The organism is Sorangium sp. So ce834, assembly GCF_051521425.1.
GTDB classification, from domain to species: domain Bacteria; phylum Myxococcota_A; class Polyangia; order Polyangiales; family Polyangiaceae; genus Sorangium; species Sorangium cellulosum_D.
This window is the reverse complement of record NZ_CP150351.1, coordinates 1,146,435-1,163,273: the sequence shown is the minus strand read 5'-3', so window position 1 is coordinate 1,163,273 and position 16,839 is coordinate 1,146,435. Positions and strand designations below refer to the sequence as shown.

Annotated in this window: 14 protein-coding genes; 4 read left to right on the top strand and 10 right to left on the bottom strand. The window is 73.9% G+C overall.

Translation table 11 applies throughout. The features are described from left to right. Window positions 1-153 precede the first annotated feature (153 nt). Window positions 154-2,328 (bottom strand): ABC transporter permease subunit/CPBP intramembrane protease, encoded by a 2,175-nt coding sequence (locus tag WMF20_RS04325; RefSeq protein ID WP_437610929.1) that lies wholly within the window; start codon window positions 2,326-2,328, stop codon window positions 154-156. After that, complete coding sequence (locus tag WMF20_RS04320; RefSeq protein ID WP_437610927.1) at window positions 2,325-3,119, bottom strand: ABC transporter ATP-binding protein; 795 nt, start codon at window positions 3,117-3,119, stop codon at window positions 2,325-2,327. Before WMF20_RS04320 ends, WMF20_RS04325 begins: the two co-directional genes overlap by 4 nt. 203 nt (window positions 3,120-3,322) lie before the next feature. Here WMF20_RS04320 and WMF20_RS04315 point away from each other — a divergent pair, with 203 nt between their 5' ends. The 3 genes from WMF20_RS04315 to WMF20_RS04305 all read left to right on the top strand — a co-directional run bounded on the left by WMF20_RS04315 (window position 3,323) and on the right by WMF20_RS04305 (window position 6,473). Continuing rightward, window positions 3,323-3,553 carry a hypothetical protein gene (locus tag WMF20_RS04315; protein WP_237245032.1) on the top strand — a complete coding sequence of 77 codons (231 nt, stop codon included), beginning with the start codon at window positions 3,323-3,325 and terminating at the stop codon, window positions 3,551-3,553. 66 nt (window positions 3,554-3,619) lie between these two features. Beyond that, window positions 3,620-4,447: a bifunctional hydroxymethylpyrimidine kinase/phosphomethylpyrimidine kinase gene (gene thiD / locus WMF20_RS04310; protein WP_129573131.1), complete on the top strand. Its 828-nt coding sequence runs from the start codon at window positions 3,620-3,622 to the stop codon at window positions 4,445-4,447. 340 nt (window positions 4,448-4,787) lie between these two features. Beyond that, window positions 4,788-6,473 carry an FHA domain-containing serine/threonine-protein kinase gene (locus tag WMF20_RS04305; protein WP_236644444.1) on the top strand — a complete coding sequence of 562 codons (1,686 nt, stop codon included), beginning with the start codon at window positions 4,788-4,790 and terminating at the stop codon, window positions 6,471-6,473. A 247-nt stretch (window positions 6,474-6,720) separates the two neighbouring features. Here WMF20_RS04305 and WMF20_RS04300 read toward each other — a convergent pair whose 3' ends face one another. The 7 genes from WMF20_RS04300 to WMF20_RS04270 all read right to left on the bottom strand — a co-directional run bounded on the left by WMF20_RS04300 (window position 6,721) and on the right by WMF20_RS04270 (window position 12,829). Continuing rightward, on the bottom strand, window positions 6,721-7,260 hold the full coding sequence (locus WMF20_RS04300; protein WP_437610925.1) for a hypothetical protein: 540 nt from the start codon (window positions 7,258-7,260) through the stop codon (window positions 6,721-6,723). A 375-nt stretch (window positions 7,261-7,635) separates the two neighbouring features. Then, window positions 7,636-8,208 (bottom strand): hypothetical protein, encoded by a 573-nt coding sequence (locus WMF20_RS04295; RefSeq protein WP_437610923.1) that lies wholly within the window; start codon window positions 8,206-8,208, stop codon window positions 7,636-7,638. A 470-nt stretch (window positions 8,209-8,678) separates the two neighbouring features. Further along, on the bottom strand, window positions 8,679-10,010 hold the full coding sequence (locus tag WMF20_RS04290) for a tolB protein (protein WP_437610921.1): 1,332 nt from the start codon (window positions 10,008-10,010) through the stop codon (window positions 8,679-8,681). Then, entirely contained in the window at window positions 10,001-10,861 is an 861-nt protein-coding gene (locus WMF20_RS04285; protein WP_437610918.1) for a TonB C-terminal domain-containing protein, read from the bottom strand. The genes WMF20_RS04290 and WMF20_RS04285 overlap by 10 nt, the downstream gene beginning before the upstream one ends. Continuing rightward, window positions 10,858-11,379 carry a biopolymer transporter ExbD gene (locus WMF20_RS04280; RefSeq protein WP_437610916.1) on the bottom strand — a complete coding sequence of 174 codons (522 nt, stop codon included), beginning with the start codon at window positions 11,377-11,379 and terminating at the stop codon, window positions 10,858-10,860. Before WMF20_RS04280 ends, WMF20_RS04285 begins: the two co-directional genes overlap by 4 nt. 15 nt (window positions 11,380-11,394) lie before the next feature. Next, on the bottom strand, window positions 11,395-12,135 hold the full coding sequence (locus WMF20_RS04275; RefSeq protein ID WP_129573126.1) for a MotA/TolQ/ExbB proton channel family protein: 741 nt from the start codon (window positions 12,133-12,135) through the stop codon (window positions 11,395-11,397). 148 nt (window positions 12,136-12,283) lie between these two features. Next, entirely contained in the window at window positions 12,284-12,829 is a 546-nt protein-coding gene (locus WMF20_RS04270) for an OmpA family protein (protein ID WP_437610913.1), read from the bottom strand. Window positions 12,830-12,960: 131 nt separating this feature from the next. Between WMF20_RS04270 and WMF20_RS04265 the strand changes: the two genes are divergently transcribed. Beyond that, entirely contained in the window at window positions 12,961-15,672 is a 2,712-nt protein-coding gene (locus WMF20_RS04265) for a glycoside hydrolase family 15 protein (RefSeq protein WP_437610911.1), read from the top strand. Between the two features lie 50 nt (window positions 15,673-15,722). On the opposite strand, the gene WMF20_RS04260 is transcribed toward WMF20_RS04265, so the two are convergent. After that, window positions 15,723-16,778, bottom strand: coding sequence for a hypothetical protein (locus tag WMF20_RS04260; protein WP_437610909.1), 1,056 nt, complete (start codon window positions 16,776-16,778; stop codon window positions 15,723-15,725). Window positions 16,779-16,839 lie beyond the last annotated feature (61 nt).

Below are 16,839 nucleotides of genomic sequence, written 5' to 3'. Positions count from 1 at the left end.
TACCCCAGCGGGCGACCGGCGCAAGACGCGCGATTCATCCATCTCTGCGCGAAGGCCCACACCACCGCCGCCCCCGCCAGGTTCGCTCCCCTCCCGCGCCGGTCGTGATCGCGCTCGCCGGAAGAGTCCCCACGAAGGCAGCAAACTATTGTTTTAGTTCAGATTTTCCCCCTGCTTCCCGCCGTCGGGGTCCCCTCGGCCCCCCTCCCCGCGGAGCTCGCCCTCCTCCGGCGCTCCCGGCGATGCCGACCGGAGCAGGAGCAGCCCGGCCAGCGAGACGACCGCCGCTGCGGCCGTCACGCTCCACGGCAGCAGCTCTCCCTCGACGATCCCTTGCACCGACGGCGGCTTGAAATAGAGCAGCGACACCGCGAGCCCGTTGTTCAAGGCGTGCAGCAGGGCCCCGGGCAGCACCGAGCCGGTGCGGTGGCGCGCGTAGCCGAGCACGAGCCCGAGCGAGAGCGTCGGCAGGAGCCGGTACACCGAGCCGTGCGCGAGCCCGAAGAGGAGCGCCGACACGCCGATCGCCACGGCGGGCCCGGCGCGGCGCAGCCCGGCGTAGACGAGGCCGCGGAACAAGAGCTCCTCGCAGACGGCCGGCGTCACCGCGACGAGCAGCAGCACGACCAGGTACGGCTGCCCGCCGAGCAGCACGAGCTCGCCGAGCTCGCGGACGAACGGCTCGGGCGGGGGGAACCACCGGAGGACGGTGCCGCCGATCGCGGCCCACGCCGACGCCCCGAGGAGCAGCGCCCCGGCGACGCCCCGGACCGAGGGCCGCCGGAGGCCGAGCGTCGCCCGCGGCGAGTAGCCGAAGCCGGCGACCAGCGCGAGCGTCGGGGCGAGGAAGAAGCCGACCTGCGAGACCGCGAGCTGGACCGCCACGCTGGCGCGGGCGATGAGCAGGCTGCCGTAGAAGAAGAGCACCTGGACGCCCGCGAACGCCGCGAGCGAGAACCCGGCCGACGGCGCCCCGCCGGCCCGGCGCCGGAGGCCCAGCACCGCGCGCGCCGACTCCTGGCCGCCGAGCAGCACGTTCTCGCGCTCGAAGACGCGCGCCGCGAAGAGGAGCGCGAGGCAGGCGTAGAGCGCCGAGGAGAGGAGCGCCGTGAACAGGAGATCGACCGGCGCCTCCCCGACGAACAGCGCCTTGATCAGCACCGCGATGTTGAGGACCGGGGCGTAAGCCGTCCACGGGTTGAGCTCGACCACCGGCAGGGCCGTGATGCCGGCGAGCAGCGAGAGCGGCAGGTACGCCGGCATGAGCGCGTTCTGGCCGTCCTTGAAGTCCTTCGCGAACACGGCGAGGGCGAGGAACAGCGCCGAGAACAGGAGCGTGACCGGCACGAGCAGCGCGAACGTCAGCGCGAAGATCCAGGGATCGACGACCATCACGTCCGGGAGCATCCGGCTCACCGTGAGCGACAGGCTCACCACGTTGCCGAGCGCCGTGAGCAGCGAGATGATCCACACGGCCAGGAACTTCCCCGAGATGATCTCGATGGATCGCACCGGCGCGCACAGCAGCGTCTGCATCGTGCCGCGCTCCTTCTCGCCCGCCGTGAGGTCGATGGCCGGAAGGAAGCTGCCGAGGAGCGACATCAGGATCAGCATCATCGGCATCATCGAGCCGAGGATCTGGCCGACCTTGCGGCTGTCCGCCGCGACGTCGCGCGGCACGACGTCGTAGGCGACCGAGAACCCCTCGGGCAGGCCGCGCGCGGCCTCGCGCTCGGCGACGATGGCGCCGCGGGCGCGCCGCAGCGCGCCCGCGAGGCGCGCCTCCGCCGTGGCGGAGTCGGCGCGCACCGAGTCGAAATAGATCGCGACGGCGCCCTTTCCGCCGCGCCCGAGCTCGGCCCCCAGCGACGGCCACGGGACGAGCACCGCGTCGACCTCGCGCTCGCTCACCGCGGCGCGCGCCGCGGCGAGCACGGGGTTGTCCGGCTCGATCCACCTCGGCCGCGAGCCCTCGGCCCCCGGCGCCTCCTCCTCGGCTCGGGGTGGAGGGCCCGCCGGCGGCGCGAGCGCCCCGGAGAGGAGCCCCTCGCGCACCTCCGGCGGCGCGCCGGCCCACGGCACGAGCTCGAGCTTCGCCGCCGACGAGAGCCGCGTCGAGAGGCCCTCGGCCAGCTCGCCCCACACCGCGATCCGCGACGAGCGCGCCTCGCGCGCCGCCACCTCCGAGCCGACGAGCTTGCTCATCGCGAGCGCGAAGAGCGGATAGAGGAGGATCGGCACGAGGACGAGGCGCACGAGGGTGCGCCGGTCCCGGAGCGACTCGACGAGCTCCTTGCGCAGGATGGTCCAGACGATGGCGAGCCTCACCGCGCCGGCCCTCCCGGAGCAGGCGCGCCGGCGCTCCCTGACCCATCGCGCGCCTCGCGCGGGCGGCTCCGCTCCACGTGGTAGAGGAAGGCGTCGGTCAGGTTCGCGGTGGCGGTGCGCTCGAGGAGCTCCGGCAGCGCGCCGCTGTCCGCGATGCGCCCCTCGTACAGCAGGGCGATCCGGTCGCAGAGGTACTCGGCCTCGCCCATGATGTGCGTCGAGAAGAGGACCGCCCTCCCCGCGGCGCGCTCGCGCCGGATCGACTCGACGATGAAGCGGCCGCTGATCACGTCGAGCGCGGTCGTCGGCTCGTCGAGGATGAGCACCTCGGGCTCGTGGAGGAAGGCGCGCGCGATGTTGGCGCGCTGCTTCTGCCCCGCCGACAGCGTGCTGCACGGCCGCGAGGCGAACGCCTCCATCTCGAGGTCGGCCACGAGCGCGTCGATGCGGCGCGAGAGCGCTGCCTCGCCCATGCCGTACAGCCGGCCGAAGTAGCGGAGCACCTCGCGGGGCGTGAGCCGCTGGTAGAGCTGGGTGTCGCCCGAGAGGAAGCCGATCCGCTGCTTCGCCTCGAGCGGCCTCGCGGCGAGGTCGACGCCGCCGATGAGGACACGCCCGGCGGTCGGCGAGAGGATGCCGGCGAGCATCCGCAGGGTCGTCGTCTTGCCCGCGCCGTTCGGCCCGAGCAGGCCCACGATCTCGCCGGGGTGTACGGCGAGGTCGATCCCGTCCACGGCCGTGAAGTCGCCGTACCGCTTCACCAGACGCTCGGCGCGGAGTGCGGCGCGCATGGCGGCACTCCTATTCGGTCCGCGGCGGGGCGCAAAGCGCCCGTCTCTCGATGGGGCCGCCGCGCGAGGCGGCGCCGGCGCGCGCGAGCGCCCTGCTCACGCCGCCCGCCTCCCGTCGGCCCTGTTCCGCGGCGCCGCCCCTCGACGTCCGCCGCAGACCCCCTAGACTACCCTGAAAGCGCATGTCGACGAGCACACCTTCCATGCCCATGCCCTATCGCAACCGCACGACGTCCGAGCCGGTGCAGTGCCCCTGCGGACACGGCCGTGATCACTACATGGTGAGCGCCGAGGCGGAATACCGCTTCGTGGGGTACCTCCAGCTCGCGTTCGGGATCTCGGCCCGGCCGACGAGGGTGAAATACCGGTGCCGTCGCTGCGACACGGTGTTCTCGACAACGACCGATCCGGCGGTCCTCGACAAGCACTATTGACGCGCGGCGGCGGGTGCTCGTGAACGACAACATATGGCTGGCCGTCCCCCGCGGCCCGGGGGCTCCATGAAGGGCCGCGTCCTCATCGTCGCCGGGTCCGACTCGGGCGGCGGCGCCGGCATCCAGGCGGATCTCAAGGCGGTCACGGCGCTCGACGCGTACGGCGCGACCGCGATCACGGCGCTCACCGCGCAGAACACCCGCGGCGTCGCCGGCGTGTTCCCGGTGCCGCCCGACTTCATCGGCCGCCAGATGGAGCTCGTGCTCGACGACATCGGCGCCGACGCGATCAAGACCGGCATGCTCCACTCGGCCGAGGTCATCGACGAGGTCGCGCGCGTCTACGAGCGCCTCGGCCGCGGCGCGCCGCTCGTGGTCGATCCCGTGATGGTCGCCAAGGGGGGCGCGCGCCTTTTGGAGCGCGACGCCGAGGGCGCCCTGCGCGGCCGGCTCCTGCCGCTCGCCGCGCTGCTCACGCCGAACATCCCCGAGGCCGAGGCGCTGACCGGCACGGTCATCGACAGCGTGGACGCGATGCGCCGCGCCGCCGCGCAGCTGCTCTCCATGGGCCCGCGCGCCGTGCTGCTGAAGGGGGGCCACCTCCCCGGCGCCGTGGTCGTCGACGTCCTCCGGACCGCGCCGGAGCCCGGCGCTTCCGGGCACCCTGGCGGGGAGCAGCTGTTCGAGGACGCGCGCATCGAGACGCGCGCGACCCACGGCACCGGCTGCACGCTCGCCTCGGCCATCGCCGCCGGCCTCGCCCAGGGCCTCGCCCTCGTCCCGGCGATCGCGCGTGCGCGGCGCTACCTCCGCGAGGCGATGCGCGCCGCGCCGGGGCTCGGCCACGGCCACGGCCCGCTGAACCACGCCCACACGGCGCGGCCGTTCTCCTGAACAGCGCGCCCGGGCGGCGCCCTCCTGTGAACAACGCGCCGGGCGGCGCCCTCCCGTGGGCGGGCGCCGCGGGCGGCCACGCGCAGCCGGCCGCTGCGCGCGCAGTCGGCCGCGCCGGCGGGCCCGCAGCGGCGGCCGTGGCGGCCGCGCGCCGGCGGTCCCGCAGCGGCCGGCGGCCGCTCCGCGCCGCGCCGAACGGGCAAGCCGCAGCGCATGTGCAACGACTCGTTGCGCCCGGGGCTCGAATGGACGACCCTGCGCGCAGTCCGTATCGGCGTGCCGGCGGTTCAGCTTCGGCGCCGGCGCGGAGCTCTTCCTCACCCTTCGTGCGCCCGTGGCCGTGACCAAAGATCCCCTCCCTCCCATCGACGTCGGAACGGTCATCAACGACCGGTACGAGGTCCTGAAGAGCATCGGCAAAGGCGGCATGGGCGAGGTGTTCTTGGCCTTTGATCGCCTGACCCAGCAGCAGGTGGCGCTCAAGGTGGTGCCCGAGGCCTCCGCCATGCCGGGCGACGACGAGGCCCTGCGGCAGGAGGTGATCCTCGCCCAGAAGGCGCGCCACCCGAACGTCTGCCGCGTGCACGACCTCGCGCCGAGCCCGTGGGGGCCCATCCTCGTGATGGAGTACATCCCCGGGCAGACGCTCCACAACCACATCCGCAAGCGCAAGACGTCCGGCGGCTTCAGCGCCGACGAGTTCCGCAAGATCTCGACCGACGTCTGCGCGGGGCTCGCCGCCATCCATCAGCAGGGGCTCGTGCACGGCGATCTGAAGCCCGGCAACGTGATGGTCGCCGACGATCGCGCCGTCATCCTCGACTTCGGCTTCGCGAAGGAGCGCGCGCGCGCGGCCGTGCGCAAGCCGGGGGCGCCGCCGGACGGCGGCACGCCTCACTACATGTCGCCGGAGCGGCTGCGCAACGGCGGCGCGAGCCCCGAGGACGACGTCTACGCCGCGGCGCTGACGCTCTGGGAGATGTGGACCTGCCGCGTCCCCGAGCCCGGCTACAAGCCGCGGCTCAAGACGATGAAGCAGCAGATCACGTTCGACGTGCCCGCCGCGCTGACGAACGACGAGATCCGGCAGATCTTCCGCGCGCTCAACCCGGATCCGCAGATGCGCCCGCAGGCGCGGCACATGCGGTTCTTCAACCCGACGCAGACCACGACCGCGCCGATCCAGCTGCCGCGCGAGCGCATCGATCCCGGCCCTGCGCCCGGGCGCGCCATCAAGACGCAGTTCACCCCCGGCGCGCAGTCGCTGCTCATCACGTACGCCACGAACGCGCCGGACAGCGTCGCCACGCTGTTCCCGCTGCAGAAGCCGGTGCTCTCGATCGGCCGCCGCAGCGATCAAGATCTCGTCCTGGCCGAGGCGACCGTCTCCGGGTCGCACGCGCTCCTCCGCTGGCAGACGGGCTCGTGGCTGGTCGAGGATCTGAACAGCACGAACGGCACGTACGCGGACTTCCCGTTCGAGCGCAAGGCGCAGGTCTCGCTGCTCCACGGCGCCGAGGTGCAGCTCGGGGAGTGCCGCCTCATGGTGGTCACGTTCGGACCGGACTCGCCGCACCACGACAAGGCGAAGCGCTACCTCGCGCGGCGCGACGGCCTCACGGGGCTCCTCGTGCGCGAGCACCTGATGAAGGCCATCGACGAGGACGGCTTCTTCGCCGAGTGGGCCGAGGTGCCGATGCAGATCGCGCGCTTCGAGCTCCGCGGCCAGAACGGCCTCGTGAGCCTGCGGCCGACGATCCTCGAGATGCTCGCGCTGCGCAAGGCGGCGCTTCAGGTCGTCGACCTGACCCAGACGCTGCTGCTCAGCCTGACGCCGGCCGCGGCCGGGCGCACCGGCCCGCTCACGTTCGTCGTCTCGATCGTGGGTCCCAACCTGGACGAGGCCCAGCACGTGGTCGAGCAGGTCGTCGCGCAGGTGCAGGGCACGCTCCCCGAGACGCTCGAGCTGACCGCGACGCTCGTGAAGTGCGAGCCGGGTCGCCCCGCCCGCACGCTGATCGACTGACGGCGGACGGCCGCGCCGCCGAGCCGTCCGATCGCGTGGAGCGCGACCTCCGCGTCGCCGGCGCCGTTGCGGTCGACGCGCGATCGCGGCCGCCTAGCCGTCCTCACCGCCGCGGGGCCGTCCCGCGGCCGCGTGCTCCGTCGGCGATGCGGCGCTCGTCACGCAGCCGCGAAGCCGCCGGCGCGAGCACACGCTCGCCGGCAGCTCGCGCGCGACAGGACCGCTCCCGCGCCGGAGCGGCAAGCGATCACGAGCCGCTGCAGGACTCGCCCGGAGCGACGGCGTGGTCGAGCACCACCTCGCCGGACAGCTTCCGGGCGTCGATCTCCCCCTGCCAGATGAGCTCCGCGCTGCCCTGCGCGTCGACGACGTCCCGCAGCAGCCGCACGTAGACCTTGCGCGGGGCGACCTCGGGGATCGACACCGCGAAGTCGAACGCGCAGACCGAGTCGCACCGCGGGTTCGCCGCATCGGGCTCGTCCCTCTCGGTGATCTCGTAGATGCTGTCGATCCGGTCCACGTGCATCGCACGCTGGCCGCAACAGTTGAGCAAGAGCCGGCTGTCCGCGACCGCCAGGGAGCCGGTCGACGGATCGTAGCGCCAGCGCAGCACCTCGGCGCCGCAGTAGCTCTCCTCCCCCTCGACGGCGAGCCTCCGCTCCGGCTCCACGAATCCGCCGGCCTCGCTCACGGTCCCGACCTGCGCGGGCTCCGTCTCCAGACACGCGCTCAGAAGAACCAGCGATCCAACCGTTGCAAGCGCCCTGCAGGCCCCCACGTACTTCATGCCCCGACGTCCTTGGCTATCCCGCCCCACTGTTAAAATACGCCCAAAATGAAGTAACAGGGGCTTCAATAAGAATTCGCAATCCGTTTCCGCGGCACATGCCCCGGATTCAGTCGCTGGCAGACGTGGGTAGGAGGTGCATGCACGCTGCACCCCGGAGCAGCTGCACGCACATTCGGGTGTGATCTACGCGTTCTTGGAATAAAAGTCCAGGCGAAAGTAGTAGAGTACGCTCGGTCGTCTGACCTCGGCCGTCATGGTCGGTCGACCTGCTCCACAATCCCACCTACGTCCGGTCTGTCGAGGTGCGTCACCGACCCGCCGTCGGCCGCGATCCCGCAGTGCCGGCCGCGGCGTGCGACGCGGGCGCCGTCGTCACCTCGCGGCGACGGTCGTGCTGCGCCGGCGCGGCGAGCTCTGCTCCTGGCAACCGATGTCTGCGGGGGCGTCGTCGAGGACGACCGCGCCCGCGGCGACATCCAGGTCGAGGGTGCCGCTCCAGACCACGGCCGGGCTGCCCTGCCGATCGACGACGTCGCGCAGCAGCTTCACGTAGATCTCGCCCCGCGGGACGTCCTGCACGCCCACCGACAGGTCGAAGGCGCACTGCTCGCTGCAGCGCCCCCCGGCGTCGTCCGGCGCGTCGCGCTCGGTGACCTCGTAGAGGCTGTCGATCCTCTCGACGTGGATCGCGCGCGTGCCGCAGCAATCGAGCATCAACCGGGCATCCGCGAGCCGGAGCGTCGCCGACGGCTCATCGTACTGCCAGCGGAGCACCTCGGCGCTGCAGTAGCCCCCGTCCTCTCCCGGGGCGAGCCGGTGCTCCGGGTTCCGGAAGCCCCCCTGCTCGCTGATCTTCACCTCCTGGACCGCCTCCACCGAGCTGCAGCCACCGGCGCAGAAGGTCCAGACGATCGCGATGGCGGTCCAGATACGGCTCGACACCATGCTCTTCTCCATGTTCGTTTCGCTGGCTGACCAGGGCGATCTACGGCACTCCGGCGGTGCAACTTTCCAGCCAACTCACCCCTGAGCAGTCCGGAGGCTAAACGCGACCGACGCAGCGGGCCAAAGAAGCGGTGACCCAGGGCGCGGTCTCATGGCGCTCCGCTCGCTGCCGAGACGCGCGCGCTCGCGCAGGAACGACCTGCGTAAGACGCGCCTGGGCCGAAGAAGTTGCCGGACGGAGAGCCCCTGGATCCAGCCGCGACGAGGCGCCCGCCGATCCCGCGCGCCGGACGTCCTGGCCGCGCCTGCCGCGGCGCGACGCGCGGCGTGCGGTCCGCTGGGCCGGGCGCCGACCGTGCGGGACGCCTTGCCACAGCGTGTGCAGCGTCCGCACGCCCCGCGCCCGGTCTGCACGCCACCGCCGGGCTCGGCTCAGCGGAGCTCGTCCCGGGACGGCGCCGGCGATCGGGTCAGTTCTTCGCCTCGACGGCCTTGCCGGGAGGAAGGGGATCCCAGCGCAGCGAGTCCCCGAGCAGGTTGGAGATGCGCTTCGGGCGCTGCCCGTCGACGCGCATGATGTAGAGCCCCGGGCCCTCGCCGGACGTGCGCGTCGAGAAGAAGGCCACGAGCCGCCCGTCGGGGCTGCAGGCCGGGTACCCGTTCCTGCCCTGGTTCTGGGTCAGCCGCGCGAGGCCGCCGCCCGTCTCCCCGGAGACGACGAGGTCGGTGTTCTTGCCGACCCCGACGGCGTAGATCGCCTTCACCCCGTCGGGGTGGTTGCAGAACGTGGGCGCCGACGCGAAGAGCCCCTCCGGCGAGATCGCCTTGCCGCCCACGTAGATGCGCTGCCCGTACCTGCCCTCGCCGGAGAAGGCGAGCTTGCCGGTCGGCGTGAACGCCGGGTGGAGCGCCATCCCCACCTCGGACGCCGGCTTGATGCTCTGGAAGTCGGGCCCGGAGAACAGCTTGATCGTCGATCCGACGCCGATGCTGAGCGCGAGCTGGGAGCGATCCTTGGAGAAGGCGATCCCGTAGACCGAGCCCTTCACGGGCAGCGCCTGCGGGCCGCCCGCCGGCGTGAAGATCTTGTACTCGTCGCCCTTCACGCTCGCCGCGTAGTAGAGCTGCTCGCTCTTCCCGAACGCGGGGGCGATGGCGGTCTGATCCGGCGGGGAGACGGCCTTGGCGTCGTGCCCGTCGGCGTCGATCGTGAAGACGCGGCGCAGCGAGCCCGAGCCCGAGGCGAACGTCATGTGGCTGGCGAAGCCGCCGTTCTGGCCGGTGAGGGCGCCGATGAGCTGGTCGGCCACCCGGTGCGACTCGAACCGGACGTCGCGGAGCGGCACGATGAACTTCTTGTCGAACACGGGAGCCTGCCCGCGGTTCACCAGGAACGCCTGGCCGACGAGCTCGGCCTTGTCCGGGCCGACCTTCTTGCCGCGCACGCTGACGACCGCCTCGACCCCCTTCGCGGACCACGCCTTCACGTCCACCGGGCTGTCGGAGAGGTACAGGCCGTCGGGCGCGGCGCTGTCGGGCAGCACCTCGAACTCGCCGCAGAGCTCGAGATCGCGCCGGACCACGCTGTGGAGCGTCACGTCCTCGGGGTCGGAGACGAGCGACGGCAGGACGCCGATCTTCGGGAGCGGGCGCGACGCGCCGGCGACGACCGTGATGTGGCCGAGGATCTCCTCCGCGTCGGGGGGTGCGGTGGAGGCCGGCGCCTGCGCCGGAGCAGGGGGGGCAGCGAGCGCGGCGGCGGCGAGCGCCAGCGCGCCGAGGGCGTATTGAGCTAGTCGCATGTGTTCTCCCGACAGACGAAGGTGACGCTGACCTGCTTCTGACCGAGGTCGGGATAGTTCTCGGGCGGCGGCGGCAGCGCCTGCCCCTTCGCCCCCTCGAGCGTCGCCCGCGCGGCCGCGTCGAAGGCGGGATTCCCGCTCGGCGTCAGCGTGTAGCTCACCATCTGCCCGTCCGACAAAACGATCACCGCGCGCGGCTTGTACTTCGTGAGCTCCTCCGGCGGGAGCCCCGAGCCGTTCACGCGGAACCTGCTCGAGAACCAGCCCGCGATGCGGGCCAGGTACAGATCCACCGCGCGCGCCTTGAGGGGATCGGTCTCCGTCCCCTCCTTCACGCCGTCCGCGTGCCCCTCCTGCTCGACGTTCGGGGCCTCGCCCGCGTCGGTGGTCTTCGGATCGAGCTCGATGTCGACCTGCTTCGCGATCGCGGCGTCGGGCGGCGGCGGCGCGGTGCCCGCGTCGGCGACCTTGATCTCCGGCGGCGGGATGTCCTTCTCCGTCTTGCCCGCGCTCGGCGAGACGAACGCCTTCTGCTCGACGCGCGGCTTGGGCGTCTGGCGCACCCACCGATCGGGCAGCTTCATCCTGTCGCGCTTGCCGCCCAGCTTGAGCAGCGGCGTGTCCATGTCGAGCACCGGGATCACCTTCACCGGGACGCTCGGCCCCTTCTCGATCTCGGGCGCGGCGGCCGGCACCGAGAGGTCCGCCAAGGTGATCGCCACGGCGGCGCCCGCCTGCACGCCCACCGCCACCGCGATGGCGAGCGCGACGTCTCGCGGGCGGAAGTCGCTCCTCGGCCGGCGCTGTCCCGGCGGCGTCGGTCGCGGCGCGCGCGCCGCGGCCGTGCTCAAGGCGCCGCTCCCCCGGGCCGCGGCGCCGCTCCCCCGGGCCGCGGCGCCGCGCCGCCGGGCCGCGGCGCCGCGCCGCCGGGCGGAGGCGCCGCGCCTTCGGGCTCGAGCTCCGGCTGGACGAGGAGGTTCAGCCCCTCGACCCCGGCGGCCCGGGCGGCGGCCACGACCCGCGCCACGGCGCCGTAGCGGGCGTCCTTGTCGGCGCGGATGTAGAGCTCCTTCTCCTTCTGCACGCGCCCGTTCGACGCGAGCACGCCCTCGATGTCGGCGGTCGCGTCGTCCTCGCCGAAGAGGATCTTCTCCTCCTTCGTGACGGTCACGACGAGCTTCGTGTCCTTGGTCGGCGCCTCCTCGGCGGAGACGTTGGGCAGCTCGACCCGCAGCCCGGCCGTGAGCAGCGGGGCGGTGACCATGAACACCACGAGGAGCACCAGCATCACGTCCACGAGCGGCGTGACGTTGATCTCGCTGAACCCGCCGCCCCGCCGCCTGCGCCCTCCGCCGACCGACATCGCCATGACCGGCCCCGCCCCTCAGCCCTTCGGCATCACCGGCGTCGGCCGGTCGCTCGTCCGCTGGAGCGCCAGCGGGATGGACTCCTGGATCCCGCGCGCCGACAGCGACGCGATCTCCACCCAGCCCTCGCTCGCCGCCTCGAGCGCGGCGAGCAGGTCGTCGATGCGCTTGTTGATCGCGTTGTAGGCGATGACCGCGGGGATCGCGGCGAACAGGCCGATCGCGGTCGCGATGAGCGCCTCGCCGATGGCCGGGGCGACGACGGGCAGCGACGCGCTCTTCTGCTGACCGATGCGGAGGAACGCGTCCATGATCCCGTAGACGGTGCCGAACAGGCCGATGAAGGGCGACGCCGCCGCGATCGACGAGAGCGTCGGCATGAGCGAGCTCGCCCGCTGCGTCTCGGTCACGATCGCGCGCTTCGCGATCGACTCGAGGAGCTTGCCCGTCCCGGCGCGGCGGCTGAGCTCCAGCACCACGCGGGCGCCCGGCGCGTCCGCGTGCCGTTGCGCGAGCGCGAACAGCTGATCGGGCGAGTGGGCGTGCGCCGACTCGTGCTCGAACCGCGCCTGCTGCGCCGAGAGCCGGGCCAGCTGGAGGACCTTGAGGACGGCGATCACCCAGACGAGGATGGCCGCGAAGATCAGCAGCCAGACCACCAGGAAGACGGGACCGGAGGCGTGGAGGATCAGGGAGACGGGATCGAGCTTGATCGGGACCGCCGTCGCCGCCTCGGGGGCGCTTTGCAGGAAGGCCATTTCGATCTCTTTGGGTCAGGGAATCGGCTCGTCGCGGGGCCGCGCGCGCGGCCCCGTCCAGTGCAGTTTGCGGCCGCGGCCCCCTCTCACCTGGAAGCGCGGCCGTGGCCCTCTTCACATCGTCGAGCGCCGGCGCGCGGCGCGGCGCTCAGTCCGCCAGCAGGATGTCGACCTTCCGGTCGCGCGCCCAGCCCTCTTCGTCCGTGCCGGTCGCCTCGAACTCGCCCTTCGACGAGGTCGCGATGCGGCCCTGATCGAGGCCCTTCTTGGCGAGGTACTCCGCGACGCTGCCGGCGCGCTTCTGGCCGAGGCCCAGGTTGTACTCCGTCTCCCCGCGGGGATCGGCGTGGCCGATGAGCTTCATCCCCTTGCCCTTGAGCGGACCCGAGACGAAGCAGCGCGCGAGCGCGTCGAGCGCGCCCGCCGCCTCGCCCTCGATGGCCGTCGAGTCGAACGCGAAGCGGGCCGTCGGCAGATCGCCGCAGGCCTTGAGGATCTTGTCGTCGATGCGGATGGACCCGCTCGTCGGCTTGGAGGTGTCCTGCTTCGGGGCAGGCGCCGCGGTGCTCGCCACCGGAGGGGGCGCGACGGTGCCGCCGACATTCGCCGGCGGCTGCGGATCGGAGCCGCAGCCGGCCGCGAAGGCCGCGAGGGGCGCCGAGACCACGAGGATCAACGCAGGCAGTTTTGTCATGGGCATGCCGTTACCACGCCGGGGGGCGCGTTGCAGCATTTTGAGCGGCGGCCGGCGAGCCGGCGCGCCGGGACGACGGCCATTCCTGTAAAGTGCCGCGGATGCATCGCCGGACCCCGGCACGGGAATACTTGGGGCACCAACGAAGCGTCCCGCCTCGCGCCGCCCGTGGCGCCCTCCGCGCGCTCGGCGCCGCGCTCCTCTCGCTCGGCGCCGCGGCGGCGGTCGCGGCCCCCGGCGCGGCGCGGGCCGAGGCGCCGGTGCGGCGCACGTTCTTCCGGCTGCCCTCGTCGAACGGGTTCGGCGCGGTGCTCCTCGATCTGGGCGCGGCGAGGCTCACCCACTTCCGCGAGCACCTGTTCGCCACCGAGGAACCGCTCCTCGACGAGCGCGGCGCGGAGGTCTGGGTCGGCAACCAGCCGCAGGCCGTGGCCACGCGCGACCTGCTCTACGACGCGTACTTCGGGCTGCGCTCCGACGGCAGGCAGCGCTGGCTGACCGACGTCCCGGTCGACCTCGACGCGAGCGGCTACGCCGGTTGGACCGGCGGGGAGCGCGGCGGCACGGGCGTCGTCACGATGGTCCAGCGGGTCGGCAACCTCGAGTGCGCGCAGTTCTTCTTCGCGCCGCAGGGCCTCGCGCAGGCGGGGTTCGTGATGGCGATGCGCGTCGAGAACCGTGGCGATGTGCCGGCGGAGGGCGTGTCGGCGTTCTCGCTGCACAACTTCCACCTCGGCTTCGGGCGCCCGGGCGTGATGGCCGACATCGGCGAGTCGGGCGAGACCGTCGCCTACGACGCGAGCGACGGCCGGCGCGACTTCCTCGAGCGCGCCTTCGCCGGCGTGGTCGTCGCCCGCGCGCTCGAGCCCGTCGCGCGCCACGGCGCGTCGAGCGCGAGCAGCCCGGCGGACCTCAACGTCTACCGGATCGTCGCGGGCGGCGCCGTCGCCGACCTGCCGGACCTCGAGGGGGCCGCGCCGACCTCGGACGGCTCGGTGAGCGCGTTCCAGTGGGACCTCGGCAGCATCGCGCCCGGCGAGGCGCGGTGGGTCGGCGTGGCGTTCGCGCACCACGGCGACCCCTCGGGCGCGGCGGATCCGCGCGTGCAGGGCGCCCTCGACGCGTACGTCGGCGACAAGGGCGCGGCGGAGGTGGTCGCGGGCGAGATCGCGGCGTACCGCGCGTTCCAGGGCGCGGTGAAGGTGCCGCCCACGGCGACGCCCGAGGAGACGGCGCTGCTCCGGCAATCGGCCGTGATGCTCCGGATGGCGCAGTCCCGCGAGAGCCACGCGTTCCTGCGCGAGCACCTGACGCGCGACCAGGAGCCGCGCGCCACGCGCTTCGGCACGACGCTCGGCGGCGAGCCCGCGGCGTTGCCGGCGACGGTCGCCCACCGCGGCCGCGGCGCGGTGCTCGCGAGCCTCCCGCCGGGCGAGTGGACGGTCGCCTGGATCCGCGACGGCGCCTACGCCACGGTGGCGATGGCGGCCCTCGGCATGCAGACCGAGGCGCGCGACGCGCTGAGCTACTACCTCGACGCGGAGGCGGGGCGCTTCCAGCGCTGGAACGAGCTCGCGTCGTACGACATGCCGCCCTACCAGATGAGCCTCGTGCGCTACCACGGCTTCGGGGTCGAGGAGACCGACGTCAACGATTTCGGCCCGAACCTCGAGTTCGACGGGTTCGGCCTGTTCCTCTGGGCGCTGCGCCGCTACGAGGAGCTCACCGGCGACACGGCCTTCGTGGACGAGCGCTGGGCCGAAGCGTCGGCGAAGGTCGCGGACGCGCTCGTCGCGCTCATCGACCCGGACACCGGCCTCGTCCGGAAGGACTCGTCGATTTGGGAGACCCACTGGAACGGGCGAGAGCGCTCCTTCGCGTACACGAGCATCACCGCGGCGCGCGGCCTGTGCGACGCGGCGGACATCGCGGCGCGGCGCGGCGAGGCGGAGCGGGCCGCGGGGTACCGCGACGCCGCGAACCGGCTGCGCGCCGCGATCGCCGCGCGGCTCACGGACGCCTCGGGCGCGCTCGCCGCGAGCCTGGAGGAGCTCGAGGCGGGCGCGGGCTACTGGGACGCGGCGGTGCTCGAGGGGATCGCGATGGGCCTGTTCGATCCGCGGGGCCGCATCGCCGCCGCCACGCTCGCCGGGCTCGACGAGCACCTGCGCGTCCCCGCGGGCGCCGGGTGGTCCCGGAACGACGATCGCTTCGATCACGCCGGCGCGAGCGACCTGAGCCCCTGGGGCAGCGAGTACGACAGCGCCGAGTGGGTCGTGACCGATCTGCGCGGCGCGGTCGCCGCGCGGCTCATGGGGGACGAGGCGCGCTCGGACCGGCTGCTCCGGTGGGTGCTCGACCAGTCGTCCGCGAACTACCTCGCGATCGCGGAGACGTATGACGAGACGAGCGGCGCCTACAAGTTCAACGCGCCGATGATCGGGTTCGGCGCGGGCGTCTACGCGCTCGCGCTCGCGGCGCGCGACGGGCTGGCCGTCGGGCCGGCGTGCGGCGCGTACTTCGATGAGGGGCCCACCGATGTGACGGGGGCCGGGGGCGGCCCCTCGAGCGGCAGCGCCGGCTACGGCGGGGCGGGCGCTGGAGGCACCGGAGGCGCGGGCGCTGCGGGCGCCGGAGGCGCAGGCGCTGCGGGCGCCGGAGGCGGTGACGGCGACGGCGGCAACGGCGGCGGAGGCGGCAACGGCGGCGGCGGCATCCAGGACGACGCCGGCTGCGGCTGTCGCCTCGCGACCGCGGAGGGCGCGGCGCGCTGGCCGCTGCTCGCGGCGGGCGTGGCCGCAGCCGTCATCGCGCGACGGCGGCGCGGGAGGGCGCGGCGCTGACGCTCGCCGGGCGCGCGCGGCGCTGAAGCTCGCCCAGAGCCCCTCGCGGGTTACTCCTCGCTCTGGTCCGCCTGTCGCTCCGGCTGCGCGGCGGCGGGCGGCGGGGTGCCGGCGACGGCGGCGGCCATCGCGTCGGTGAGCGACACGGGCGGCGCGGGCCGCGGCGCCTCTTCGGACGCGGGCGGCGCGGGCGGCGGCGCCGGCGGGCGCGCCGGCCGGGCGCGGGCCCCCGACGCGGACGCCGCGCGCGCGCCTGCCGCGGCGAGGGCGCGGACGCCTGCGCTGGCGGCCGTGCGGGCGTCCGCGCCGGAGGCCGCGCTCGCCTCGGCCCTGGCCGCGGCGGCCGGCGCCGGCGCCGCGCCGCGCTCCGCTGCGCCAGCCTCGCCGGACCCAGGCGCCAGCGCCTCGCGCCCGCGCGGCGCTGCGCCGGGCTGCCCGGGCGCATCGGCCGGCGCGCTCACCTCGCGCGCGATCTCCCCGGCCCGGGAGACGCCGCGCTGCGCGGCGGGCAGCAGAGCGTCCTCCGGCGCGCGGGGCCGCTGGCGGGCGACCAGCGCGACCAGGACGGCGATCGCCAGCGCGCCGGCCGCCGACGCCGCTACGAGCGCGCCCACGCGGACCCGGTGCCGCGCCCCCGAGGGCGTCGCGACCGGCGCGAGCGCGCCGTAGACCCGCAGCACGTCGTTCACGCTCGGCGGCGCATCGACCGCGACCGGCATCGACGCCGCGACCCGCCCCGCCGCCAGCCCCGTCACGCCCGCCGGAGCGGCAGGGCCGCCCCCGGGCGGCGGCGAGCTCGCCGCCGGCGCCGCCGCCGTCCTCGGGGCGGGATCGGTCGCGAGGACCGACTTCAGGGCGAGCGACCGGAGATCCATCATCGTCGGGTCGTCGTCGTGCCGCGGCACCGGGGGCGCGCTCGATCGCCGGAGCGGGGGGGGCGGCCGGCTCGAGCGCGCCGCGGCGCCCGCCGCCGGCAGCCCGGCCGTGCCCCTCCCCCGCGCGCCGAGCATCGCGCTGCCGCAGACGCGGCACTCGATCGCAGCCCCGCCGCGCGCGCCGCCCGAGACCGTGGTGACGATTCCGCAGACTTCGCAGTAGACGTCCATGAGCCCCCCGCAGGCCTCGCACCGTGACGGCGCCGAGAGCCCGCCACGTCGGATTTTGTGA

Bases quoted from the DNA above. Each gene is read 5' to 3' on its own strand.
- WMF20_RS04290 (WP_437610921.1), bottom strand. From the start codon at position 10,010: ATGCGACTAGCTCAATACGCCCTCGGCGCGCTGGCGCTCGCCGCCGCC.
- WMF20_RS04320 (WP_437610927.1), bottom strand. From the start codon at position 3,119: ATGCGCGCCGCACTCCGCGCCGAGCGTCTGGTGAAGCGGTACGGCGAC.
- WMF20_RS04295 (WP_437610923.1), bottom strand. From the start codon at position 8,208: ATGGTGTCGAGCCGTATCTGGACCGCCATCGCGATCGTCTGGACCTTC.
- WMF20_RS04280 (WP_437610916.1), bottom strand. From the start codon at position 11,379: ATGGCGATGTCGGTCGGCGGAGGGCGCAGGCGGCGGGGCGGCGGGTTC.
- WMF20_RS04315 (WP_237245032.1), top strand. From the start codon at position 3,323: ATGCCCATGCCCTATCGCAACCGCACGACGTCCGAGCCGGTGCAGTGC.
- WMF20_RS04260 (WP_437610909.1), bottom strand. From the start codon at position 16,778: ATGGACGTCTACTGCGAAGTCTGCGGAATCGTCACCACGGTCTCGGGC.
- WMF20_RS04275 (WP_129573126.1), bottom strand. From the start codon at position 12,135: ATGGCCTTCCTGCAAAGCGCCCCCGAGGCGGCGACGGCGGTCCCGATC.
- thiD (WP_129573131.1), top strand. From the start codon at position 3,620: ATGAAGGGCCGCGTCCTCATCGTCGCCGGGTCCGACTCGGGCGGCGGC.
- WMF20_RS04270 (WP_437610913.1), bottom strand. From the start codon at position 12,829: ATGACAAAACTGCCTGCGTTGATCCTCGTGGTCTCGGCGCCCCTCGCG.
- WMF20_RS04300 (WP_437610925.1), bottom strand. From the start codon at position 7,260: ATGAAGTACGTGGGGGCCTGCAGGGCGCTTGCAACGGTTGGATCGCTG.